This is a genomic window from Streptomyces nojiriensis, from assembly GCF_017639205.1.
GTDB lineage: Bacteria > Actinomycetota > Actinomycetes > Streptomycetales > Streptomycetaceae > Streptomyces > Streptomyces nojiriensis.
In genome coordinates this window covers 3,469,173-3,492,350 of the sequence record NZ_CP071139.1, presented here as the reverse complement: position 1 = coordinate 3,492,350, position 23,178 = coordinate 3,469,173, and the positions used below count along the sequence as shown (strand labels likewise).

Here is a 23,178-nt window from a genome sequence, read left to right as displayed (position 1 = left end):
CCGAGGGGGCGGTGCTCGTCAGAGCGCCGCCCCCTCGGGTTTTCCGTACCGCAGGGTCCTACGGGAGGACCTTCTCGATCTGCACGCTGCCGGTGCCGGCGGCGGTGCCGCGGGTGTTGAGCAGCTGGACCTGGCCGAAGAACTGCCGGCCCTCGGGGGCCGCGCTGGTGACCAGGACGTTCGCCGAGACCTGCGCGGTGGCGCCGGTGGCGAGGTTCACCGCGGCGGCCTCGTCGACCTGGACGGAGCCCAGGGCGGCCGAGAAGAACACGTCACGGTAGTCGTACGTGGTGGAGCCGGACGGGATCGCGTAGCCGATCACCTTGACGGTGTAGGTGCCCGCGGCCGGGTTCACCAGGCTCACGGCCTCCTCGGAGTCGCCGTCGGCGGACGAGCCGACCTTGACGCCGTCCTTGTAGACCTCGAGGTCGAGGTCGGCGGCGGTGTCGGACACCTTGCCGATCGCGACGTCGAGGCGCGAGGTGCCCGCGGGGACCGCGATCTCGGTGGAGTGGGTCTCACCGGGCGTGATGGTCGGCTTGGCGACCTTCGCGGAACCGAGCGGACCGCCGACGAGCTTGCCGCCGGAGATGGCCGCGCCGGCGTTCTTGACGCTCCACTGGACCGGGGCGGGGGTGCCCTGCTTCACCTCGGGCAGGACCTTGACCGCGGGGTCGAAGGCCGCGCCGAGCACGGAGACGTCCAGCTTGAACGGGTTGTCGAGCACCGGCGACGTACGACGGGCCTCGACCTCGATCTCCCAGACACCCGGGGTCGGCTCGGGGTACGAGCGGACGTCGGGGCGGCAGGTGTTGGCCGGGTTGTCGTAGTTCGGGTAGCAGTTGGTCGTGGCCGTCGGGTCGACCGGCACGCCGTGCGGGTGGATCGCGATGAAGCGCGTCTGGCTGCCCGCCGCGAGACCGCCGAGGGCGACCTCCAGGCTCTTGGCGCCCGGCGGGACCGTCACGAAGTACGACTTGTGGCTGTTGCGCTGCACCGAGGAGCTGTCCGACAGGGCGAACGACGGCGCGGCCAGGGGGGCGGCGGCCACGACGGTGGTCAGGATCTGCTTGTCGATGCCCTCGGTGGTCTCGTCGTCCAGCTGCAGGATGCCGCTGTGGACGCCGGCCGTCTTGGCGTTGGCCTCGACCTTGATGGTGACGGGCTTGTTCAGCGGCAGGGTGACGTAGTCGTAGCCGCCGACCACCTTGAAGGTGCCGTCGTTGTTGCGCCAGCTCAGGTCGTGCCGGGTGCCGTACTTGACGCCCGTGGTGCGGGTGACGACGACGTTGTAGACCTTCTTCTGGCCGACCTTGAGGCCGCCCTCACGGTCGTACAGGCCGGTGCCGAAGCCCGGGGTCTTCAGGAACTGGTCGATCGCGGTGTCGACCGGCGCCTTGACGGTGAACTCGTTGGCCTTCGCGTCGCGCTGGATGGACTCCCACGCGCCGGGGATGTCGATCAGACCCGAACCCTGCGCGTGCGCGGGGACGTTGTCGATCTTCTTGGCGGCCGTGGTGAGCGCGACCCGCAGGGAGGCCGGCGTCAGCTTGATGTTGTGCTGCTTGGCGGCCGAGATCAGCAGGGCGCTCGCGCCCGCCGCCTGCGGCGAGGCCATCGAGGTGCCCTGGAGCATGCCGTAACCGGCCGGCAGGGTGTAGCCGGCCTCCTTCACCGGGGCGCCGGGCAGCCAGGTCTGGATGGTGTTGATGGCCGCGCCGGGGGCGCTGATGGTCGGCGTGAAGCCGCCGTCCTCACGCGGACCGCGCGAGGAGAAGGGGAACATGTTGTACTTCGTGCTCACACCGGAGCCGTAGTTGGCGGCCCAGGTCTCCTTGGAGACCGACGCGCCCACGGAGATGACCTTGTCCGCGAGGGCGGGGTCGCCGATGGTGTTGACGCCCGGGCCCGAGTTGCCGGCCGAGATGACCAGCTGGACGCCGTAGGTGTCGATGAGGTTCTTGTAGAGCTCGGAGCGCGCGTTGTTGCCGTCGTTCAGCGCCGGCAGGCCGCCGATGGACATGTTGACGATGTCCACGCCGCGGTTGACGACGAGGTCGATCATGCCCTCGGTCAGCGCGACGTTGGTGCAGCCGCCGGACCAGGAGCAGGCGCGCGAGGAGACGAGCTTGGCGCCGGGCGCCTCGCCGTTCATCTGGCCGCCGAAGAGGCTGTTGGCGGCGGTGATGCCGGCGACGTGCGTGCCGTGCTCGGACTCGATGATGCCGACGTTGACGAAGTCGGCCTTCTTGCCGACCCAGTCGCCGCCGAGCGGGTCCATCGGGACGTCCTTGCGGATCTGGATCACGAACGGGATGCGCTCGGCGACGTCGGTCGCCGGGTTGTCCGTGCCGAAGTAGCCGATCTGGTAGCCGTCCTTGTACGGCTTCATCGGCTCGTTGTTCGTGAAGTCGCCGTCCTGGTCGGTGTCGACGCGGACGGTGCCGGCGGCGGCGTCGTAGAGCAGGCCGAACCGGTCGGTGGTGTCACCGTCGCGGTTGACGTCGCCCTTCATGTCGCCGGTGGCGGTGATCGACTCGGTGAAGCGGCTCCACTGGAAGCTGCCCTCGGGAGCCTTCCAGCTCTGGCCGCCCGCGGTGAAGCTGCCGCCGCTGGAGGTGACCGGGGTGATCTGCGGGCGCCAGGTGGCGTCGTTGTCGGTGATCGGGTCGGTGGCCGTCACCCAGTCGACGATCTTGCGCTCGCCGGTGGTGGTCTTCTGCAGGGCCGGGTGACCGAGGTCGATGCCCGAGTCCATGATGCCGATGGTCACTCCGCGGCCGTCGGCCTGCGGGTTGTCCTTCACGAAGTCGACCGCACCGGTCTCGAAGGACGGGTTGTACGGGTTCTTCGCGGGGGTGTTCTTGTCCGGCGCCGCGTAGGTCTCGGCGGCGGTCTTCTTCACCGTGCCGGTCTCGCGGTCCGCGTCGGGGCGCGGGTCGGGCAGCTGGATCTCGTGCCGCAGGTCGATGCCGTGCACCGAGGACAGCTTGGCGGCCGCCTTCAGCGCGGCGTCGGCCTTGTCGGTCGGCAGGGTGGCGCGCACGTAACCGAGGTTGTCGTACGTCTGGCCCACCGAGGCGCCCTGGACCGAGCCGAGCTGGTCCGCCACCTGCTTGGTCTGGCCGGGGGCGGTCGCGACCATGACGGTGACGTTCGCGTCACCCTTGGCCTTGGCCTGCTGAAGGAGTTCGGCGTCGGCCGAACCGAGCTTCTGGTCCGCGGACTTGACCGCGGGCGAGGTGCCCGGGGTGTCCGCGCCGGTCGCCGCGAAGACGGGACCGGCGCCGGTGGCCGCGAGGGCGGCGACCAGACCGGCCGCGGCCGCGACGCGCGCGACGCGTCTGGCCCCGGGTATGGAGCTGGGGGATTCGAGGGTCATCAGCATCCCTGGTAAGTGAAAGATACGGTCCGGATTTCGGTGCCGGATGACCGGTCAGCTTGGCCTAAGCGACAGCTCTTTGGGGAGAGTTGTCATTGACCGAGACCTGTCATGGCGGAACCTCGCCAGTGCGAGGAATACGCCAGCGCGGACTTACCGGGGCACAGTGCTGCGAATCGCAGGGGTTGGACGGTCGATTTATCGACTTGGCGGCCATGCGTCAGCACCGGGACGCGGTCGCGTCCCGGTGCGGGTGTGACAGATTTCGCGCGCTCAGCGCTCGCGCGTGCGCGCGTAGTGGCGCGAGGCTTTCGCCCGGTTTCCGCAGGCGGCCATCGAGCACCAGCGCCGCGTGCCGTTGCGCGAGGTGTCGTGGAAGTGCAGGACGCAGGTCTCGGAGGCGCACTTGCGGATCCGGTCGGGCGCGGTGCCCAGCAGTTCCAGGTAGTTCCGGGCGGCCGTCCAGGCGGGCCCCCAGGTCGGATCGTCGAACTCGGCGCGCTCGCCCGGTCCTTCCGCCGTCAGGGTGGCGCGGATGCGGCCGTGCTCCAGTACGGCGTCGATCAGGGTGCGGGCGCTCTCGTCGGCCGGGTCCGCCACCGCGCGGGCCAGCGCCTCGCGGGCGGTCATCAGGTGGACGAGGGTCGAGGCGTCGGCGCGGAAGCGGCCGGCCAGCCCGGTGGACTCCAGCCAGATCCGCAGCCCCTCGACCCGGCCGAGCCCGAAGGCGCCGGCGAACAGGTCGGTGAGCTCGCCCTCCCGCATCCACCGCGTGTTCAGCAGGTCGAGCGCGACCGGCTCCCCGGTCAGGGGTCGTGGGTCCGCCGCCGTCATTTCGTCTCCTCGGGCCTTGCTAACCCCTGAAGGGTACGTGACCGGTTGACGGGAGTACGCCTAACCTTTAATCTTGCTTTAGAAGGTTAGAACGGCATGAAAACGCCGTGAAGTCCTCCGGGGAAGGAACCCGTCATGACGACTGCCATCAGCAAGCTCCGCACCGGGCACGTGGGCCTGAACGTCACCGATCTGGAGCGCTCGCTCGCCTTCTACCGGGGCGCGCTCGACTTCGAGGTGCTGGGCGAGGGCAAGGAGGAGGGCCGACGCTTCGCCTTCCTCGGCCGGGACGGTGAGCTCGTCCTGACCCTCTGGCAGCAGGCCGAAGGTGCGTACGCCGCCACTGCGGCGGGTCTGCACCACCTAGCGTTCTCCGCCGGTGCCATCGAAGAGGTGCGGGAGTACGAGGCGCGGCTGCGCGACCTGGGCGTCGAGTTCGCCTACGAGGGCGTCGTCGCCCACAGGGAGGGCGCGGCCTCGGGCGGCATCTTCTTCCACGACCCCGACGGGACCCGCCTGGAGATCTCGGTCCCGACCGGCGCGGAAGGCGCACCCGCCCCCACCGAATCCGCCCCCACCTGCGGCTTCTTCTAGCCGCGGCTTCTTGCGACGGAGGTGCTTCTCATGTCCGGGGCCTACCACTGGGGCTCGTTGGCCGTGCAGGAACGGGTCGGCGTGCGCGAGCTCGCCGAGCACGTCGGCCGCTCGATCGGCACGGGCATCCGGGACGTCGCCGCGGCCTTCCTGGAACTGCAGCCGCATCTCGTCGTCGGCGCCGCCGACGACGCGGGGCGGCTGTGGGCCTCCCTGCTCACCGGCGCGCCGGGTTTCGTACGGGCGACCGGGCCCGACCGGATCGCGGTCGCCGGCGGGCTACCCGCCGGTGATCCGCTCGCCGGGGCGCTCGCCACGGCCGGGACGAGGGTCGGCACCATCGCGCTCGACCCGCGCACCCGGCGCCGGATGAGGCTGAACGGGACGCTGGAGGTGACCGGCCGCGGATTCGCGGTCCGGGCCGAGCAGGTCTTCGCCAACTGCCCGAAGTACCTGCAGAAGCGGCAGCCGCTGGACCTGGCCGCCGAAGGCGCCGGTGTCGTGCGGCGCGGGCACGCCCTCACTCCCGGCCAGGTGCGGGCCGTACGCGCCGCCGACACCTTCTTCGTGGCCACCACGGCGGAGGCGGACGGGGTCGACGCCAGTCACCGGGGCGGGCTGCCGGGCTTCGTCGAGGTGCTCTCGCCGGTCGAGCTGGCCTGGCCGGACTACGCGGGCAACGCCATGTTCCTCACCCTGGGGAACCTGACGGCCGACCCGCGGGCCGGGCTCCTCTTCCCGGACTGGGAGACCGGGGCCGTACTCCAGCTCAGCGGCCGGGCCACCACGGAGTTCGGGCCCGACGGAAGTCGGGACGTCCGCTTCCGCGTGGAGTCGGTGGTGGAGGCGGTCCACCCGGGGCGGCTGCGCTGGAGCATCCCGGAGTACTCGCCTCACCTGGGCAGTACCACCAGGTAGGCGGCGGGTTCCCGGTCGTCGGCGGCCGTCAGGGCGGTCCGGATGACCGCGGCCTGCTGCTCGGGCCAGTCGCGGAGCTTGCGCGGGGTGATGTGGATGACGGTCACTCCGAGCCGCTCCAGCGTCTCGCGCTTGCGCACGGACTCCGACCACTGCTCGTCCTCGCCCTGGCGCGGGGCGCGGGTGTCGATCTCCACGGCGACGGACTGCTCGGGCCAGTACGCGTCGACCCCGCCGAGGTGCGGGCCGCCGGGCAGCCGCAGGTCGACGTTCCAGACCGGGTCGGGGAGCTCGCAGCCGCGCACCACGTGGTACAGCCGGTCCTCGGCGATGGCCCGGCCCTCGGCGAGCAGCGACTCGACGGCGTCGACCACGTGCGGCCGGTTCAGCAGCCGGGCCACCGTCAGCTCCCGTACGACGGCGGCCGGTTCGCAGTGCCCGCCGCGGACGGCCTCGCTCAGCAGGCGGCGTACGGTGCCGGCGTCGGAGAGCTGGGTGACGGCGTCGGCGAGGGCCCGCGCGACGGGCGCCACCGGCAGTCCGGTCACCTCCTGGGACCTCGGCGGGGTGTGCGTCCGTACGATCCGCACGTCCCCGGTGGAGCGCAGCCGACGGGTGCCGGGCACCAGGACGTCGATGTGGGACAGGGCGAGCAGCGGGGGCGCGGAGCTGAACCGGTACAGCGCGAGCGCCGCCAGCCCGGTGATCATGGCCTCGCCGCCGCCGCGCCGCCCCGCGTACAGCAGCGCCGCGTGCAGCCGCTCCTCGCTGGTCGCGGGCCCGGCGTGGAGCAGGAACACCCCGGGCAGGATCTGCTGCCAGGGCCGCTCGGCCGCGTCGGAGGCGGTGACGCCGTGCTCGCGCAGCTGGGCGAGGGTCAGCACGCGGGGGCGGCTGCCCGTGAGGTGGGCGAGGGGGAGGGGTGCGTTGTGGTTCATGACGCGGTGATTCCCTCGGGCCAGGGCCCTGCTAACCCCTGTTACACGCTCGTCGACAAATCCGGACAAGCTGGGGCTAAAGTACGGGCGTTCGACTGCCGATGGGGTGCGCCCGTCCGGGGGACCCGGCCCGGCGCCGTTTCCCGGGCTCTGCCCGGACCCGGTCCTCAAACGCCGGACGGGCTGAATGCTCAGCCTCGCCGGCGTTTGAGGCGCGGGGTCTGGGGCGGAGCCCCAGCAGCGGAGCCGCGGGACTAGTGGCCCGCTCCCGCGTCGCACCGCTGCGCGGCAAGGGCCCGGGCCAGGTCGTCGCGGGACTCCAGGACCAGCCGGCGCAGGGCCGGCGGAGCCGAGGGGTGGGCCGACAGCCACGCGTCGGTGGCGTCCAGCGTGGCGGCGTCGTCCTGCAGCGACGGGTACAGCCCCTTCACCACGTCCATGCCGATCTGGATCGACCGGTCCGCCCACACCCGTTCGATCACCTCGAAGTAGCGCCCCGCGTAGCCCGCCAGCAGGCCCCGCTGCGAGGACTGCTGCATGCCCGCGATCGTCGCCTCGACCAGCGCGTTGGACAGCGCGTCCGATTCGACGACCGCCGCCCACGCCTGGTCCTTCACGGCCTGCGAGGGCCGCGCCGCCAGGCACCGCACCTGGTGCCGCTTGCCCGAGGCCGTGTCGTCGCGCGCCAGCTCGGCGGCGAGGACGGCCTCGTCCACCGCTCCGTGCGCGGCCAGCGGCAGCAGGAAGTCCCAGCGCAGCTCCTGGTCCACCTCCAGCCCGTCGATCCGCGCCGTGCCCTCCAGCAGGCCCAGCAGCAGCTGGAAGTCGCCCTCCGTCGCCGCGCTCGCCGCGAAGAAGCGGGCCCACGTCAGCTGGTGCTCCGACCCCGGCGCCGCGATCCGCAGCTCGTGCAGCGCGCCCGCCGCCAGCTCCCGGCCGCCCTGCTCGCGCCAGCCGGGCGCCGCGTAGTGCGTGACCGAGGTCAGGGCCTGCGCGTGCAGCATCTGCAGGACGCCGACGTCGCTCTCGCGGCCCGCGTGCGCGAGGACCAGCGAGACGAAGTCGCGCGCCGGCATCAGGCCGTCGCGCGTCAGGTTCCACAGCGCCGACCAGCTCAGTGCCCGCGCGAGCGGGTCCGTGAGGTCGCCGAGGTGCGCCCGCAGCGTGGCCAGCGAGCCCTCGTCGAAGCGGACCTTGCAGTAGGTGAGGTCCTCGTCGTTGACCAGGACCAGGTCGGGCCGCTCCGCGCCCGTCAGCTCCGCGACGACCGTGCGCGCGCCCGACACGTCCGCGTCGGCCCGCGCGTAGCGGACCAGCGTCCCGTCGGACTCCAGCCGGTACAGGCCCACCGCGACCCGGTGCGGGCGCAGCTCGTCACCCTCCTGCACCACGGCCAGTTCCGTCACCCGGCCGCCCGCGTCGTAGGTGATCACCGGGGTCAGCGCGTTCACGCCGGCGGTCTGCAGCCAGGCCCGCGACCACTCGGCCATATCCCGCCCGGAGACCTCCGCGAGCACCGACAGCAGGTCGTCGAGCGTGGTGTTCCCGTACGCGTTGGCCTTGAAGTAGCGCCGGGCGCCCTCCAGGAACGCCTCCCGTCCCACATAGGCGACCAGCTGCTTGAGCACCGCCGCGCCCTTGGCGTAGGTGATGCCGTCGAAGTTCAGCTTGGCGTCCTCCAGGTCACGGATGTCGGCCGTGATCGGGTGGGTGGACGGCAGCTGGTCGGCCCGGTAGGCCCACGCCTTGCGGTTGTTGGCGAAGGTGACCCACGCCTGGTCGAAGCGGGTGGCCTCCACCAGGGCGAAGCAGCCCATGAAGTCCGCGAAGGACTCCTTCAGCCACAGGTCGTCCCACCACTTCATGGTGACCAGGTCGCCGAACCACATGTGCGCCATCTCGTGCAGGATCGTGTTCGAGCGGCGCTCGTAGGAGGCCTTGGTGACCTTGCCGCGGAAGATGTACTCCTCGCGGAAGGTCACCATCCCCGGGTTCTCCATCGCGCCCAGGTTGTACTCCGGCACGAAGGCCTGGTCGTACTTGCCGAACGGGTACGGGTAGTCGAAGAGCTCGTGGAAGAGGTCGAAGCCCTGCTTGGTGACGAGGAAGACGTCATCGGCGTCGAAGTGCTTCGCCAGCCCCTTGCGGCACATCGCGCCCAGCGGGATGGTCAGGTCCCCGCGCGTGTAGGAGTCCGTCACGTAGTGGTAGGGACCCGCGACCACGCACGTGATGTAGGTGGAGATCGGCGCGGTCTCCGCGAACCGCCAGACGCCCGCCTCGCGGGACTCCTCCGCGCCGTTGCTCCACACCTGCCAGCCCTCGGGAGCCGTCACCTCGAAGCGGTACGGGGCCTTCAGGTCGGGCTGTTCGAAGTTCGCGTACACCCGCCGCGCGTCGGCCGGCTCGTACTGGGTGTAGAGGTAGACCTCGCCGTCCTCCGGGTCCACGAAGCGGTGCAGGCCCTCGCCCGTCCGGCTGTACGCGCAGTTCGCGTCCACCACGAGGACGTTCTCGGCGGCCAGGCCGTCGAGGGAGATCCGGGCGCCGTCGAAGACGGCGGCCACGTCCAGCGCGCGCCCGTTCAGGGTCACGGCGTTCACCGAGGGCGCGATCAGGTCCGCGAAGGTGGAAGCGCCGGCACCCGCCGCCCGGAAGCGGATCGTCGTCACCGAGCGGAAGGTCCGCGGACCCTCGGCCGGCTCGGCCTCGTCCACCGCGGACCGGATGTCGAGGACCACCTCGTACCCGTCGACGGACAGCAGCTCGGCCCGCTCGCGGGCCTCGTCGCGGGACAGATTCTCTCCGGGCACGTGCACTCCTTCGTGCGTGATCGCGTTCTTGTGTCGAATCCTCGCACGAGGGAATGCGCGCCACCCGGTACTGGTTGGTGACGGGGAACGTGAGCCCAGTGATGCCCTTTTGCGACCCATGCCGAGACTGAGGAGAGACATGACCGACACCCAGGTGCGCGAGAAGACCCCGGTCGACTTCTGGTTCGACCCGCTCTGCCCTTGGGCCTGGATGACGTCCCGCTGGATGGTCGAGGTCGAGAAGGTCCGCGACGTCGAGGTCCGCTGGCACGTGATGAGCCTCGCGGTGCTCAACGAGAACAAGCTCGACGAGCTGCCCGAGACCTACCGCGAGCTGCTCGGCCCCAAGGGCTGGGCCCCGGTGCGCGTCGTGACGGCGGCCCAGCAGAAGCACGGTGAGGAAGTCACCGGCAAGCTCTACACCGCGCTCGGCACCCGTATACACAACGACGAGAAGGGCCCGACCCGCGAGGTGATCGCCGAGGCGCTGGCCGAGGTGGGCCTGCCGGCCGAGCTGCTCGCGTACGCCGACTCGGACGAGTACGACGAGGTGCTGCGGGCCTCGCACAACGACGGGATCGACCGGGTGGGCCAGGAGGTCGGCACCCCGGTGATCTCCGTTCCGGGCGCCGAGGGCGATGTCGCCTTCTTCGGTCCGGTCGTCACCCCGACCCCGCGCGGCGACGCGGCCGCCCGGCTCTGGGACGGCACCCTGCTCGTCGCCTCGACCCCGGGCTTCTACGAGATCAAGCGCACCCGCACCAAGGGCCCGTCCTTCGAGTAGGACCGGCCGGCGCACCCCACAGAAGACCCCCGTGAGTCACGTCCTCACGGGGGTCTTCCGTTTCGACACGCCCGCTGGTGAAGGTTGAGAAGACGATCACGAGGCGGACGGGCTTGTGGCGCTGCGATCAGCCCTTGGCGGGGATCAGCAGCGGGGTGTTCGCCTTGGCGTCGGCGTAGCGCTTGGACACGTCCTGCCAGTTGACGACGTTCCACATCGCCTCGATGAAGTCCACCTTCTGGTTCTTGTACTGAAGGTAGAAGGCGTGCTCCCAGGCGTCGAAGACCAGGATCGGCGTGCTGGCGACGCCCACGTTGCCCTGGTGGTCGTAGACCTGCTCGACGACCAGGCGGCCGCTGACGGGCTCGTACGCGAGCACGCCCCAGCCGGAGCCCTGGGTGGCGGAGGACGCGAAGGTCAGCTGCTTCTTGAACTTCGCGAAGGAGCCGAAGGACTCGGTGATCGCGTCGGCCAGGTCGCCCAGGCCGTCGGCCGCGGTGGGCTCGCCGCCGCCCTCGCCGGTCTTCGGGCTGGCCATGTTGTGCCAGTAGATGCTGTGCAGGATGTGGCCGGAGAGGTGGAACGCGAGGTTCTTCTCCAGGCCGTTGAGGGCGCCCCAGTTCTCCTTGTCGCGCGCCTCCGCCAGCTGCTCCAGCGTGTTGTTGGCGCCCGTGACGTAGGCCGCGTGGTGCTTGTCGTGGTGCAGCTCGATGATCTGCGGGTTGATCACCGGCTCCAGCGCCGCGTAGTCGTACGGAAGCTCAGGAAGCGTGTAGATGGCCATGCGTGTTATCCGGTCCCCTCAGCGTGCCAATCGCTTATTGCAATTAATGCGCAACTGCACGCTAGCAGTATCTATTCCGCCTCACATGTAAGGGTTACCTCTGTAAAACACGGGTGGGCCCCGTGCGAACGCACGGGGCCCACCTGCGGTTGAGGGACTGTCAGCGGGCGGCGGCCGCCCGGCGCTGCATGATGCATCCGGCCACCGCGAGGGCGACGGTCAGCCCGCCGGTGAAGACCACCTGGACGCGCGTGTCCTCGCCCAGGGCCATCAGCGCCAGGACCCCGGCCACCCCCGCCAGCGCCACCCACGTCAGATACGGGAAGCCCCACATCTTCACGACCAGCTTCTCGGGGGCCTCGCGCTCCAGCCGGCGGCGCAGCACGAACTGCGAGACGGCGATGAAGCCCCAGACGATCAGGATGACCCCGCCCACCATGTTCAGCAGCCAGGCGAACAGGGTGTCCGGGTACCAGTAGGACAGCAGCACGGTGACGAAGCCGAAGCCGCAGGAGGCGAGGACCGCCCGGCGCGGCACCCCGCCGCTGACCCTGCCCAGCGCCTTCGGGCCCTGGCCGCGGGAGACGAGGGAGTAGGCCATGCGCGAGGAGCCGTAGATGTTGGCGTTCATCGCGGACATCAGGGCGATCAGGATGACCACGTTCATGATCTCGCCGGCGGCCGGGATGCCCAGGCGGTCCAGGGTCGCGGCGTAGGGCCCGTCCGCCGTGACCGCCGGGTCGTTCCACGGCAGGAGGGTGACGATGACCAGCATGGATCCCACGTAGACGATCGCGATCCGCCACATGGTGGTCCGTACGGCCCTGGCCACGCCCTGGACCGGGTTCTCGGACTCGGCGGCCGCGATGGTCACCGTCTCCAGTCCGCCGTACGCGACGACGGAGGCCAGCAGTCCGACCAGCAGGCCGTCCACGCCGTGGGGCAGGAGGCCGCCGTCGTGCAGCAGGTTGGCGGAGCCGGGGGAGTCGGTGCCGGGCAGCAGGCCGAGCACGGCCAGCACGCCCAGGCCCAGGAAGAGCGCGATCGCGCCGATCTTGAGGGCGGCGAACCAGAACTCGAACTCGCCGAAGTTCGAGACGGCGGCGAGGTTGGAGCCGCAGAACACCGCCATGAAGACCAGCACCCACATCCAGGAGGGGGTGCCCGGGAACCAGCCGGTCATGATGTGCGCCGCGCCGATGGCCTCGATGGCCACGCCCACGCAGAGCAGGATCCAGAACATCCAGCCGGCGGTGAATCCGGCCCAGGGGCCGATCGCCCGCTCCGCGTGCACGGAGAAGGAGCCCGAGGCGGGGTTGGCGGCGGACATCTCGCCGAGCATCCGCATCACGAACATCACGAGCAGCCCGGACGCGGCGTACGCGAGCACGATCGAGGGGCCCGCGGCGGCGATGCCGGCGCCGGAGCCGACGAACAGTCCGGCGCCGATGACACCGCCGAGGGCGATCATCGAGAGGTGGCGCTGCTTGAGTCCGCTGCCGAGGGGCGATCCGGCGCCGGTCTGCGGTGCTTCGGGGGGTGTCAAGGTGCTCTGGCTCATTTGCGCCAGTCTGCCGAGTGTCCGATCGCCGGACGTCAGGCGTCCGATATTCGGACGACGGCTTCACGGTTCGTGATCACGCCCGTACGCTCACGGCGACGCCGCGGTCACCGGATGCGGCGGACGCACCGGATCGAGGGGGCAGTCGATGGGCCGGACCGTGACAGGACTTCGCAGCACCGGCCGGGGCGTACTCGTCACCGGCGCCTCCCGGGGGATCGGCCGGGCGATCGCGGCCGCCTTCGCCCGGCAGGGCGACCGGGTCGCCGTCCACTGCTCCGCCCGGCGGGCGGACGCGGAGGAGACCCTCGCCTCCCTGGAGGGGGAGGGGCACGTACTGGTCGCCGCGGACCTCGGTGACCCGGCCCGCGTCGAGGCCCTGGCGGCCGAGGCCGAGGAGGCGCTCGGCGGCGTGGACGTCCTGGTCAACAACGCCGCCGTGATGGTCGCCCACCCGCTGCCGGACACCTCGTACGAGGGCTGGCAGGAGGCCTGGCGGCGGACCGCCGACGTGAACCTCTTCGGCTCCGCCAACCTGAGCTACTGCGTCGCGCGCCGCATGATCGAAGCGGGACGCGAGGGACGCATCGTCAACATCGGCTCGCGCGGCGCCTTCCGGGGCGAGCCCGACCACCCCGCCTACGGCGCGACCAAGGCCGCGATCCACGCCCTGGGCCAGTCCCTCGCCGTGTCCCTCGCCCCGTACGGCATCGCCGTCGCCTCCGTCGCACCCGGTTTCGTCGCCACCGAGCGGGTCGCCGGCCGGCTGGAGGGGCCCGAGGGTGCCGGCATCCGGGCGCAGAGCCCCTTCGGCCGCGTCGCGGACCCGGAAGAGATCGCCTCCGCCGTGCTCTACCTGGCCTCCCCCGAGGCGGCCTGGAGCTCGGGCACGGTCCTCGACGTCAACGGCGCCTCCTACCTGCGCACCTGAGAAGGGCGGGCCCTGCGCGCCACGGCACGCAGGGCCCGCTCCGCACGTCCCCCGTCAGGCCTTGCGGGCCCTCAGCTCGCGGATCCCCGCCACGGCGAGGACCAGCGCGGCCGCGCCCGAGGACCACAGCAGCTGGGGCCGAGCGGAATCGTCGAACAGCATCAGGACCAGCACCGCCGCCATCCCGAGCAGCGCCGCCCAGGTCGCGTACGGGAACAGCCACATCGGCAGGGTCAGCCGCTCGGGCATGTCCCGCTCGATCCGGCGGCGCAGCTTCAGCTGCGAGACGGCGATCAGCGCCCACACGAACAGCAGCACCGCGCCGACCGCGTTGAGCATGTAGAGGAAGATCGTGTCCGGCCACAGCAGGTTGAGCACCACCGACACGAAGCCGAAGGCCACCGAGGCGAACACGGCCCGGCGCGGCACCCCGCCGCCCGAGACCTTCAGCAGCGCCTGCGGCGCCTCACCGCGCTCGGCCAGCGAGAACACCATGCGCGAGGACCCGTACAGGTTCGCGTTCAGCGCCGACAGCAGGGCCACGAACACCACGATGTTCATGATCTGGCCGGCCGCCGGGATCCCGATCGAGTCGAGCACCGCGACGTAGGGGCTCTCGCCCGGCTTGAGCGAGTCCCACGGCAGCAGGGTCACGATGACCACCATCGAGCCGACGTAGAAGAAGAGGATGCGCCACACCGCGCTGCGCACCGCCCGGGACACCGAACGCGCCGGGTCGTCCGACTCGGCGGCGGCGATGGTGACGACCTCCAGGCCGCCGAAGGCGAAGATGACGGCGAGCATGCCCGCGACCACTCCGCCGAAGCCCTCGGGGAAGAAGCCGCCCCGGCCGGTGAGGTTGGCCGTGCCGATCGGCTCGGTGTCCGGGAGCAGGCCGAAGATCGCCAGGGTGCCGAGGATCAGGAAGAGCACGATCGCGCCGACCTTGAGCGCGGCGAACCAGAACTCGAACTCGCCGAAGTTCTTCACGGCGGCCAGGTTGCTCACGGTGAAGACCACCATGAACAGCAGCACCCAGACCCACTGGTCGACCGAGGGCAGCCAGCCGTTCGCGATCTTCGCCGCGCCGGTGGCCTCCACGGCCAGCACCACGACCAGCAGGAACCAGTACAGCCAGCCCGCCGAGAAGCCGGCCCAGCGCCCGAGCGCCCGCTCCGCGTAGACGGAGAACGAGCCCGAGGCGGGCATCGCGGCCGACATCTCGCCCAGCGCCCGCATCACCAGCATCGCGAGCACGCCCGCGAGCAGATAGGAGCAGATGATCGCGGGACCGGCGATGCCGATGCCGGCGCCGGAGCCGACGAAGAGCCCGGCGCCGATGACGCCGCCGAGGCCCAGCATGGTCAGGTGGCGCTGCTTGAGGCTGTGGCTGAGGGGTTCCGCGGGCAGGTCGCCCGTGGGGGGAGGTGCTTCTTCCAGGCGCTCACGCATGAAGGGTGCTCGTACTCTCGTTCGGGCCCAGTGGCGGTGGGAGCCCCGCGTCAGGATTGGCGGGATCCTACAGTCTCGCTGAGCGGCGGTCTTCCGTGCAAAACGGACGTGCTGTCTGATGTTCCTCGTGATGAGGATCACGCCGACTCGGGTGTGAGTCATCGGCTTTGTGAATTCCCCACCAAAGCAGGGAGCGCGGCTTTGTCCCGGGCGGCGGTGGGGCGGCGGCGGAGCGCGCACTAGCGTCGGTGATCGTCCTGCCACCCCCACCCCGTGGAGCCTCCCGATGAGCACTGCCTCCGTCTCCCTCCGGCCCGGCGCCGTCCTCGCCGACCTGCTGCCCGCGAGCCGCGTCCGCGACATCGCGCTCGTCGTCGGCGGCGCCGCGCTCACCGGGCTGGCCGCCCAGATCGCGGTTCCCGTTCCCGGCTCCCCGGTCCCCGTCACCGGCCAGACCTTCGCCGCGCTGCTCGTCGGCACCGCGTTCGGTGCCCGCCGCGGCTTCCTCTCGCTGGCGCTGTACACCCTCGTCGGCATGGCCGGCGTGCCGTGGTTCGCGGGCGGGACCTCCGGCGCGGGCGGCGCCTCCTTCGGCTACGTGCTCGGCATGCTGCTCGCCGCCACCGTCGTCGGCGCCCTCGCGCGGCGCGGTGGCGACCGCTCGGTCCTGCGCACGGCCGGCCTGATGGTGCTGGGCTCGGCCGTGATCTACGCGGTGGGCGTGCCGTACCTGATGGCCGCCACCGGGATGTCCCTCGGCGTGGCCGTCGCGAAGGGCGTGGTCCCGTTCCTGATCGGCGACGCCCTCAAGGCCGCGCTGGCCATGGGCGCCCTGCCGGCCGCCTGGAAGCTGGCCGGCCGCCGCGGCTGAACGGCCCCCGATACGCACCGGAGCCCGGCCCGCCTCGAGGAGGCGGGCCGGGCTCCGGCGTACGTGCACGTGCGATCAGCCCTGCAGGGCCCGCTTGCGGCGGAGGTCCAGGACCACACCGATGAGCACGACCACGCCGGCCACCAGGGTGGACAGGGTGACGACCTCGCGGTTGGCGTCGTCCACGAACATGTAGCCGATCACGAACGTGATCAGGGCGGCGGTGGCCCAGGTCAGCCACGGGAAGAGCCACATCTTCACGGTCAGCTTCTCCGGGGCCTCGCGGACCAGGATCCCGCGCATCCTCAGCTGGGTGAAGCAGATCACCAGCCACACGAAGAGCGCGATGGCGCCCGAGGAGTTGAGGAGGAAGTTGAAGACCGTGTCCTTGAAGGCGTAGTTGAAGTAGACGGCGACGAAGCCGAAGACCGTGGAGCCCAGGATCGCGGCGACCGGCACACCGTTCTTGTTGACCTTGGCGAACGCCTTGGGGGCGTCGCCGCGCTCACCGAGCGAGAAGGCCATGCGGGAGGCGGTGTAGAGGCCCGAGTTCAGGCAGGACAGCACGGCGGTCAGGACGATGACCTCCATGATCGTGCCGGCGTGCGCGATGCCGATCGAGTCCAGGGCGGCGACGTACGAGCCCTTCTCGGTGATCGACTTGTCGTTCCACGGGAGCAGGGTCAGCACGATGAAGATCGAGCCGAGGTAGAAGACGCCGATCCGCCAGATGACGGAGTTGGTGGCCTGGGTGACCGCCTTGCGGGGGTTCTCCGACTCGCCGGCCGCCAGGGTGACGATCTCGCTGCCCATGAAGGAGAAGACGACCATCAGCACACCGGTGAGGACGGCGCCGTAGCCGTTGGGGAAGAACCCGCCGGCGTCGGTGAGGTGCGCGAAGCCCGCGCCCGGGTTGTCGGAGCCCGGCAGCACGCCGAAGACGGCCAGCATGCCGACGATCACGAACGCGCCGATGGCGACGACCTTGATGCCCGCGAACCAGAACTCGAACTCACCGTAGGAGGCGACCGAGCCGAGGTTGGTGGCGGTCAGCACCGCCATGACGATCAGCGCCCAGGCCCACTGCGGGACGGCCGGGATCCAGCTCTCCAGGATGGAGGCACCGGCGGTCGCCTCCACGGCGAGCACGACGACCCAGAAGAACCAGTAGAGCCAGCCGATGGAGAAGCCGGCCCAGCGGCCGAGCGCGCGGTCGGCGTAGGCCGAGAAGGAGCCCGAGTTCGGGCTGGCGGCGGCCATCTCGCCGAGCATCCGCATCACGAAGACCACCATCGCGCCGACCAGCGCGTAGGAGATCAGGATGGCGGGGCCGGCCTTGGCGATGCCGCCACCGGAACCGACGAAGAGGCCGGCGCCGATGACGCCGCCGATGGCGATCATGGACAGGTGGCGGTTCTTGAGACCGGCCTTCAGACCGTCGGAGGGCTGGCCGTCACCGGGGTTGCCGGTGGGGCCGCCTTCCTTCTGAAGGGTCGTCGTGGAGCTCATGGACGGATCCTTAGGTTCTCGGGTTGCGAGCCCCGGCATTCAAACCTGAGATGAACGCAGGACGGAAGACCTCAATCCGGATCGTTGCCTTGGTGTGAACGTCCAGGGCGTGGGCCCCGCCCTGTCCCATCTGCGTTCTTTGGGTTTACTTGAGCTTTAGAAGTGACTTACGCGACACCCGCTGCGGGCTGTCGGGCCTCCTCGTGCCACACTCGTCCCATGCGCGTGTACCTCGGATCCGACCATGCCGGCTTTGAGCTCAAGAACCACCTGGTGGACTGGCTCAAGAACAACGGCCACGAGCCCGTCGACTGTGGGCCCCACATCTACGACGCGGTGGACGACTACCCGCCGTTCTGCCTCCGCGCCGCGGAGAAGACCGCCGCCGACGCCGGCAGCCTCGGCATCGTGATCGGCGGCTCCGGCAACGGCGAGCAGATCGCCGCCAACAAGGTCAAGGGCGTCCGCGCCATCCTGGCCTGGAGCGTCCAGACCGCCCAGCTCGGCCGTGAGCACAACAACGCCAACGTCATCTCCGTCGGCGGCCGGATGCACACGCAGGACGAGGCCGTCAGCTTCATCGAGGCCTTCCTGGCGACCCCGTACTCCGACGAGGAGCGCCACACCCGCCGCATCGACATGCTCTCCGCCTACGAGACCACCGGCGAGCTCCCCCCGATCCCGGCCCACCACCCGCAGGGCTGATCCCGCTTCCGGCCGTGCCGCCCCCCGCCGGGGCCGGTACGGCCGGTTTCTCTTTCCGAGGAGCTCCGCCGTGCCCGAGGGGCATACGATCCACCGCCTCGCCCAGGACCACGCCGAGCGGTTCGCGGGCCGGCCGGTCCGCCTCAGCAGCCCCCAGGGCCGCTTCGAGCAGAGCGCGGCCGTGCTCGACGGGCGCGAGCTGGACGGCGCCGAGGCGCACGGCAAGCACCTCTTCCTGGAACTCGGCGACGCCTGGATCCACATCCACCTCGGCCTGTTCGGCAAGCTCGGCTTCGGCCCCGCCCCGGCCCCGCCCGCCACGGACACCGTCCGGCTGCGCCTGCTGAACGAGGACCACTACGCCGACCTGCGCGGCCCCACCGCCTGCGCACTGATCGGCGAGGGCGAGAAGAAGGCGATACACGACCGGCTCGGCCCGGACCCGCTGCGCCCCGACGACGACCCCGACCGGGCCTGGAAGCGGATCTCCCGCTCCCGCACCACCGTCGCCGCCCTGCTCATGGACCAGAAGGTCGTCGCGGGCATCGGCAACGTCTACCGCGCCGAGGTCCTCTTCCGGCACGGCATCGACCCGTACCGCCCGGGCCGGGACCTCACCCGCGGCGAGTGGGACGCCATGTGGGCCGACCTGGCCGCCCTGATGCGCGAGGGCGTGCGCAACAACCGCATCGACACCGTCCGCGACGAGCACCTGCCCGAGGCCATGGGCCGGCCGCCGCGCGTCGACGACCACGGCGGCGAGGTGTACGTCTACCGGCGGGCGAACATGCCCTGCCACATCTGCGGCGGCGAGATCCGCACCGCCGACCTCGCCGCCCGCAACCTCTTCTGGTGCCCCGGCTGCCAGTCCCGCTGACGCGGCCGCCCCGATTCACCGCCCCTTGCTAGAAGCCGTGCGGCAGCCAGGGCGCCACGTCACCGGCGAAGGCGCGCGAGGCCTCCGTCAGAGCGCCCGGGCGCAGCTCGCGCACCAGCCCGGCCCCCGCCAGTGAGGTCAGGGTGATCCCGCCCAGGTACGCCGATCCCAGCTCCCGGACCGACAGCTCCAGGTCCGCCGGCTCCGCGGTGCGGATGCAGCGGGCGGCGCCCCCGGCCTCCGCGACCAGCCGCCACCGCCCCTCGTTCCAGGGACAGAACGCGTCCTGGACCTCCACGACCACGTCCACCGGCGCCCCGTACGTCCGCGCCTCCAGCGCCGCCGCCAGGTCCACCAGCCGTACGTGCAGCGAGTCCCGCGTCCGCGGCCGCGACCGCCGGATGTCGCTGACCAGGTGCAGCACCGGATCGTCCACCGGCCGCCGCTGCGCCCGTACCGTCCAGGTCAGGTCGATGGAGAACAGGTAGCGCCACAGCGCCGCGCAGGCCGCCGGGTCCAGTGCGTCGAGATCGCGCACCTCGACCTTGCCGTCCGAACCCGCCGGGTCCCAGTCGGGCTTGACCCGGTAGCGGGCGTACCCGACCACCTCGCCGTCCTCCCGCTCGGCGACCACGCACTTCAGCGGTGACCCGCCGCTGCGCATCGCATCCGGGTCCAGCAGCGGCAGCCGCTCCCAGCCCGGCTGCCGGGCCGTCATGCCCGGCCGGGTCGGGACCAGCGCCGCGTAGACCCGCTCGCAGTCGGCCAGTGCCCGCTGCGGGTCCACGAGGCGCAGCCGCACCCCGTCCGTGCCCGGCGGCACGGACAGCCGTACGCGGGTCGTGTCTATGTCCACCGCCAGGGCGTACGTCGCCGTGCCGTAGCCGAAGCGCCCGTAGATCGCCGGGTCCGAGGCCGTCAGCACGGCGAGCGGTTCGCCACCCGCCCGGACGTCGTCGAGCTGGCGCCGCATCAAGGAGGTGAGCACCCCGCGCCGGCGGTGGGTGGGGGAGACCCCCACCATCGTGACGCCGGCCGCCGGGACGGTCGCCCCGCCCGGCACGGAGACCCGGAAGGTGAACGCGCCGGCCGCGCCGACGCAGGTGTCGCCGTCCCAGACGCCCAGCGAACGTTCTGCCTCCGTCAGCGACCTGTAGAGCTCCCGCTCCTCGGGGGATTCGGGCACGCCGCCGAACGCCAGTTCCAGGTGGTCGTACCAGACATCCCACTCATCAGCCTTCAATGCGCGCATCTCCAGAGTCATGTGGCCATCCCTATCAGGGCATTACGGCTCAGTCGACCTGTTTTCGGGCGCCCGCGGACCCCCGGTCCGGGGGTACCCCTGCGCATCCACAGCCAGGATGGATAGGGTCCCGAAGCAATGGCCGGAGCACGCGTGGAATCCCTCATGGCCCGGATGCGCATGCTGTCGCACCGGTGCCGCACAGCCCTGCGCAAATCAGCCGTCGACTACTTCCGTGGAGACGCCTCCGACTGGCTCGCCTTCGGCGGCCTCCTGCTCACCATTCCCGCCATCGCCTGCGGCACGCTGATGCTGCCCGTCTGGTTCTCGCCGTCGGCGCTCGTCCTGCCGATCGTGGCCGGCGGACTGCTGCTGCGCCCCGCCAGCCTCCTCGCCCTGTACGGCGCCTCCGCGACCGCACTGATCGTCGAGGCCCTCGTACTCGGCCCCTACACCCAGGGCCCGGCCCGCGTCACCCCCGGCACCGTGCTGGTGGTCGCGGCCTGCGGGTTCTTCGGCCTGGTCATCGCCCAGTTCCGCAGCCGCGTCGGCGTGCCCTGGCGGCGCGGCGGCACCATGCTCTTCGACCTGCGCGAACGCATCCGCGTGCAGAGCAAGCTGCCCGCCCTGCCGCGCGGGTGGCACCGCGAGATGGCCCTGCGCCCGGCCGGCGGCCAGTCCTTCTCCGGCGACTTCGTGGTCGCGGCCCGCACCAACGGCGGCCGGACCCTGGAGATCGTCCTGACCGACGTCTCCGGCAAGGGCATGGAAGCCGGCTCCCGGGCCCTGCTGCTCTCCGGCGCCTTCGGCGGACTGCTCGGCGCGCTGCCCGCCCACGGCTTCCTGCCCGCCGCCAACGGCTACCTGCTCCGCCAGGACTGGGACGAGGGTTTCGCCACCTCCATCCACCTCGTCCTGGACCTGGAGAGCGGCGACTACGAACTCCTCTCGGCCGGCCACCTCCCCGCCCTCCAGCTCTCGGCGGGCACCGGCCGCTGGCAGGAGAAGTCCGGGGAAGGCCCGCTCCTCGGCGTCTACGACGGCGCCGAATTCACCCCCGCCCGCGGGAACCTGCGCCCCGGGGACGTCCTGATGCTCTTCACCGACGGCCTCGTCGAGACCTCCGACCGGGAGATCAGCGAGGGCATCGACCGCCTCACCGGCGAGGCCGACCGCTACGTCGCCGCCGGCTGGGACGGCGCGGCCTGGCACCTGATCGAGAAGGTCGCCAAGGACGTCAACGACGACCGCGCGCTGCTGCTCATCCGCCGCTCCGCCTGACCGCGGGGTGGGGTTTGCCCCACCACCGGTCCGCCGGGCGGCGTCATGGCCGCCCGCCCACCATGATCCGTAGCGTCGGAGCCACGATCAGGACGGCGGCGAGAGGCGGCACACCATGGGGCTCCGACGGAGCAAGCGTCAGCACGGGCAGCACGGGCAGCACGGGCAGGCCGCGCAGGACCGGCAGGCCGCGCAGGAGCCGTACGACACGACGGCCGCCGTCGAGCTGCGCGGCGTACGGCGGGCCTACGGACGCGGGGACCGTGCCGTGCACGCGCTGCGCGGGATCGACCTCAGCCTGCCGCGCGGCAGCTTCACCGCCGTCATGGGACCCTCCGGATCCGGCAAATCCACCTTCCTGCAGTGCGCCGCCGGACTCGACCTGCCCACCGGGGGATCCGTCCGTCTCGGCGGCACCGAGATCACCGCGATGAACGAGAACGAGCTCACCGAACTCCGCCGCAGCCGCCTCGGCTTCGTCTTCCAGGCCTTCAACCTGCTGCCGTCCCTCACCGTCGAGCAGAACGTACTGCTCCCGATGCGGCTCGCCGGCGGCCGCTCCGCGCACGAGGGCCGGGCCCACGCCGCCGAGCTGCTCGCCCGCGTCGGCCTGGCGGGCAAGGGCGGCCGCCGCCCCGCCGAGTTGTCCGGCGGCCAGCAGCAGCGCGTGGCCATCGCCCGGGCCCTCGTCACCCGGCCCGACGTGGTCTTCGCCGACGAACCCACCGGCGCGCTCGACACCACCACCGCGGCCGAGGTCCTCGGGCTGCTCCGGGACGCCGTCGACGCCCTGCACGCCACCGTCGTCATGGTCACCCACGACCCGGCCGCCGCCGCCCACGCCGACCAGGTGCTCTTCCTCGCCGACGGCCTGATCGCGGACCGGCTGCCGCGCAGCTCCGCGGCGGCCGTCGCGGCCCGGATGACCGCACTCACCGCCCGGCACGCTCCGGCCGCCGCCGCTGCCGCCGCCTGAGGCTCAGCGGGCCGGCGGCCGCCACGGCCCGAGCCCCAGCTTCCCGGTGTTCCCGAGGTCCACCGGTGCGGCGAGCCGCAGCCACAGCCGGGGGGCGCCGGGCCGGGGCTCGACCTCCACGATCCGCGCCGTCACGGCCGGCGTCGCCGACTCGGTGACGAGGTTGCGCCACACGATCCCGAAGAAGGCCGCCTGTCCCGGGGCCAGCGTCACCGGCCGCGGCGCCTCGTCCAGGTCCGGCGTGCCCGTGGTGATCCCCGCCGACCCGTGCTCCACCGCGACCTCCACCGGGTCGTTGCGGTCGTCGCGCAGCGACAGCTGCGGGTAGCCCTCCAGTACGTACGGCTGCGCACCGCAGTTGACCAGCTGGAACTCCGCCACCCGCAGCCCCATGGCCGCGTTCCCGGCCAGCTCGACGAGCCGGACCCCGCCCTCGGGGCAGGGCTCCTGCGTGACCGGCGGCGCAGTGGGCGCACCCCGGACGGGCGCGGGCGTCGCCGGCCCGCTCGCCGCGGTCGGTCCGCTCGCCGCGGTCGGTCCACTTGCCGCGGTCGGTCCGCTTGCCGCGGTCGGCCCCGGAGCCGCCCTCGGGGCCGGTGGCGTCGAGCACCCCGCCGCCCCCGCCAGCACCCCCGCCAGCACCCCCGCCGTGACCAGGCCCGGTATCCGCCGCCCCATCCACCGTTTCGCGATCATCCGGTGAGCCTACGGCGGCACGCGGGCCA

The 23,178-nt window shown here is 71.6% G+C and carries 19 protein-coding genes; 9 read left to right on the top strand and 10 right to left on the bottom strand.

Features of this window, described 5'->3' with window-relative positions; translation table 11 throughout:
• Nucleotides 1-58 precede the first annotated feature (58 nt).
• Complete coding sequence (locus tag JYK04_RS16285) at nt 59-3,382, bottom strand: S8 family serine peptidase (protein WP_189736991.1); 3,324 nt, start codon at nt 3,380-3,382, stop codon at nt 59-61.
• A gap of 273 nt (nt 3,383-3,655) precedes the next feature.
• Complete coding sequence (locus tag JYK04_RS16280; protein WP_189736989.1) at nt 3,656-4,216, bottom strand: CGNR zinc finger domain-containing protein; 561 nt, start codon at nt 4,214-4,216, stop codon at nt 3,656-3,658.
• 135 nt (nt 4,217-4,351) lie between these two features.
• Here JYK04_RS16280 and JYK04_RS16275 point away from each other — a divergent pair, with 135 nt between their 5' ends.
• Nucleotides 4,352-4,810 carry a VOC family protein gene (locus JYK04_RS16275; protein ID WP_189736987.1) on the top strand — a complete coding sequence of 153 codons (459 nt, stop codon included), beginning with the start codon at nt 4,352-4,354 and terminating at the stop codon, nt 4,808-4,810.
• Between the two features lie 30 nt (nt 4,811-4,840).
• Nucleotides 4,841-5,728, top strand: coding sequence for a pyridoxamine 5'-phosphate oxidase family protein (locus JYK04_RS16270; RefSeq protein ID WP_189736984.1), 888 nt, complete (start codon nt 4,841-4,843; stop codon nt 5,726-5,728).
• Here JYK04_RS16270 and JYK04_RS16265 read toward each other — a convergent pair.
• Together JYK04_RS16265 and pepN are read right to left on the bottom strand one after the other, a co-directional pair.
• Complete coding sequence (locus JYK04_RS16265; protein WP_189736982.1) at nt 5,704-6,666, bottom strand: hypothetical protein; 963 nt, start codon at nt 6,664-6,666, stop codon at nt 5,704-5,706. The genes JYK04_RS16270 and JYK04_RS16265 overlap by 25 nt on opposite strands.
• A gap of 254 nt (nt 6,667-6,920) precedes the next feature.
• On the bottom strand, nt 6,921-9,479 hold the full coding sequence (pepN, locus tag JYK04_RS16260) for an aminopeptidase N (RefSeq protein WP_189736980.1): 2,559 nt from the start codon (nt 9,477-9,479) through the stop codon (nt 6,921-6,923).
• 139 nt (nt 9,480-9,618) lie between these two features.
• Between pepN and JYK04_RS16255 the strand changes: the two genes are divergently transcribed.
• Complete coding sequence (locus tag JYK04_RS16255) at nt 9,619-10,263, top strand: mycothiol-dependent nitroreductase Rv2466c family protein (RefSeq protein ID WP_189736978.1); 645 nt, start codon at nt 9,619-9,621, stop codon at nt 10,261-10,263.
• 127 nt (nt 10,264-10,390) lie between these two features.
• Here the strand turns inward: JYK04_RS16255 and JYK04_RS16250 are convergent, their stop codons facing one another.
• Nucleotides 10,391-11,047: a superoxide dismutase gene (locus tag JYK04_RS16250; protein WP_030016698.1), complete on the bottom strand. Its 657-nt coding sequence runs from the start codon at nt 11,045-11,047 to the stop codon at nt 10,391-10,393.
• Nucleotides 11,048-11,207: 160 nt separating this feature from the next.
• Entirely contained in the window at nt 11,208-12,608 is a 1,401-nt protein-coding gene (locus tag JYK04_RS16245) for an amino acid permease (protein WP_189736975.1), read from the bottom strand.
• A gap of 148 nt (nt 12,609-12,756) precedes the next feature.
• Between JYK04_RS16245 and JYK04_RS16240 the strand changes: the two genes are divergently transcribed.
• Nucleotides 12,757-13,539 carry an SDR family NAD(P)-dependent oxidoreductase gene (locus tag JYK04_RS16240; RefSeq protein WP_189736973.1) on the top strand — a complete coding sequence of 261 codons (783 nt, stop codon included), beginning with the start codon at nt 12,757-12,759 and terminating at the stop codon, nt 13,537-13,539.
• A gap of 54 nt (nt 13,540-13,593) precedes the next feature.
• Here JYK04_RS16240 and JYK04_RS16235 read toward each other — a convergent pair whose 3' ends face one another.
• Nucleotides 13,594-14,991, bottom strand: a complete 1,398-nt coding sequence (locus tag JYK04_RS16235; protein ID WP_189736971.1) for an amino acid permease — start codon at nt 14,989-14,991, stop codon at nt 13,594-13,596.
• Nucleotides 14,992-15,277: 286 nt separating this feature from the next.
• On the opposite strand from JYK04_RS16235, the gene JYK04_RS16230 reads away from it, so the two are divergent.
• The gene (locus JYK04_RS16230; RefSeq protein WP_189736969.1) at nt 15,278-15,862 is read left to right on the top strand and encodes a biotin transporter BioY; all 585 of its coding nucleotides are present in this window, start codon (nt 15,278-15,280) and stop codon (nt 15,860-15,862) included.
• A gap of 75 nt (nt 15,863-15,937) precedes the next feature.
• Here the strand turns inward: JYK04_RS16230 and JYK04_RS16225 are convergent, their stop codons facing one another.
• Nucleotides 15,938-17,371: an amino acid permease gene (locus tag JYK04_RS16225; RefSeq protein ID WP_189736967.1), complete on the bottom strand. Its 1,434-nt coding sequence runs from the start codon at nt 17,369-17,371 to the stop codon at nt 15,938-15,940.
• Between the two features lie 219 nt (nt 17,372-17,590).
• On the opposite strand from JYK04_RS16225, the gene JYK04_RS16220 reads away from it, so the two are divergent.
• The gene (locus JYK04_RS16220) at nt 17,591-18,076 is read left to right on the top strand and encodes a ribose-5-phosphate isomerase (RefSeq protein WP_030010996.1); all 486 of its coding nucleotides are present in this window, start codon (nt 17,591-17,593) and stop codon (nt 18,074-18,076) included.
• A gap of 70 nt (nt 18,077-18,146) precedes the next feature.
• Nucleotides 18,147-18,953: an Fpg/Nei family DNA glycosylase gene (locus tag JYK04_RS16215; RefSeq protein WP_189736965.1), complete on the top strand. Its 807-nt coding sequence runs from the start codon at nt 18,147-18,149 to the stop codon at nt 18,951-18,953.
• 28 nt (nt 18,954-18,981) lie between these two features.
• On the opposite strand, the gene JYK04_RS16210 is transcribed toward JYK04_RS16215, so the two are convergent.
• Nucleotides 18,982-20,217, bottom strand: coding sequence for a GNAT family N-acetyltransferase (locus JYK04_RS16210; RefSeq protein WP_189736963.1), 1,236 nt, complete (start codon nt 20,215-20,217; stop codon nt 18,982-18,984).
• A gap of 117 nt (nt 20,218-20,334) precedes the next feature.
• On the opposite strand from JYK04_RS16210, the gene JYK04_RS16205 reads away from it, so the two are divergent.
• Both JYK04_RS16205 and JYK04_RS16200 read left to right on the top strand, forming a co-directional pair.
• Entirely contained in the window at nt 20,335-21,477 is a 1,143-nt protein-coding gene (locus tag JYK04_RS16205) for a PP2C family protein-serine/threonine phosphatase (RefSeq protein ID WP_189736961.1), read from the top strand.
• Nucleotides 21,478-21,592: 115 nt separating this feature from the next.
• The gene (locus JYK04_RS16200; protein ID WP_189736959.1) at nt 21,593-22,453 is read left to right on the top strand and encodes an ABC transporter ATP-binding protein; all 861 of its coding nucleotides are present in this window, start codon (nt 21,593-21,595) and stop codon (nt 22,451-22,453) included.
• Between the two features lie 3 nt (nt 22,454-22,456).
• Here the strand turns inward: JYK04_RS16200 and JYK04_RS16195 are convergent, their stop codons facing one another.
• Nucleotides 22,457-23,149, bottom strand: a complete 693-nt coding sequence (locus JYK04_RS16195) for a DUF4232 domain-containing protein (protein ID WP_189736957.1) — start codon at nt 23,147-23,149, stop codon at nt 22,457-22,459.
• Nucleotides 23,150-23,178: the final 29 nt, after the last annotated feature.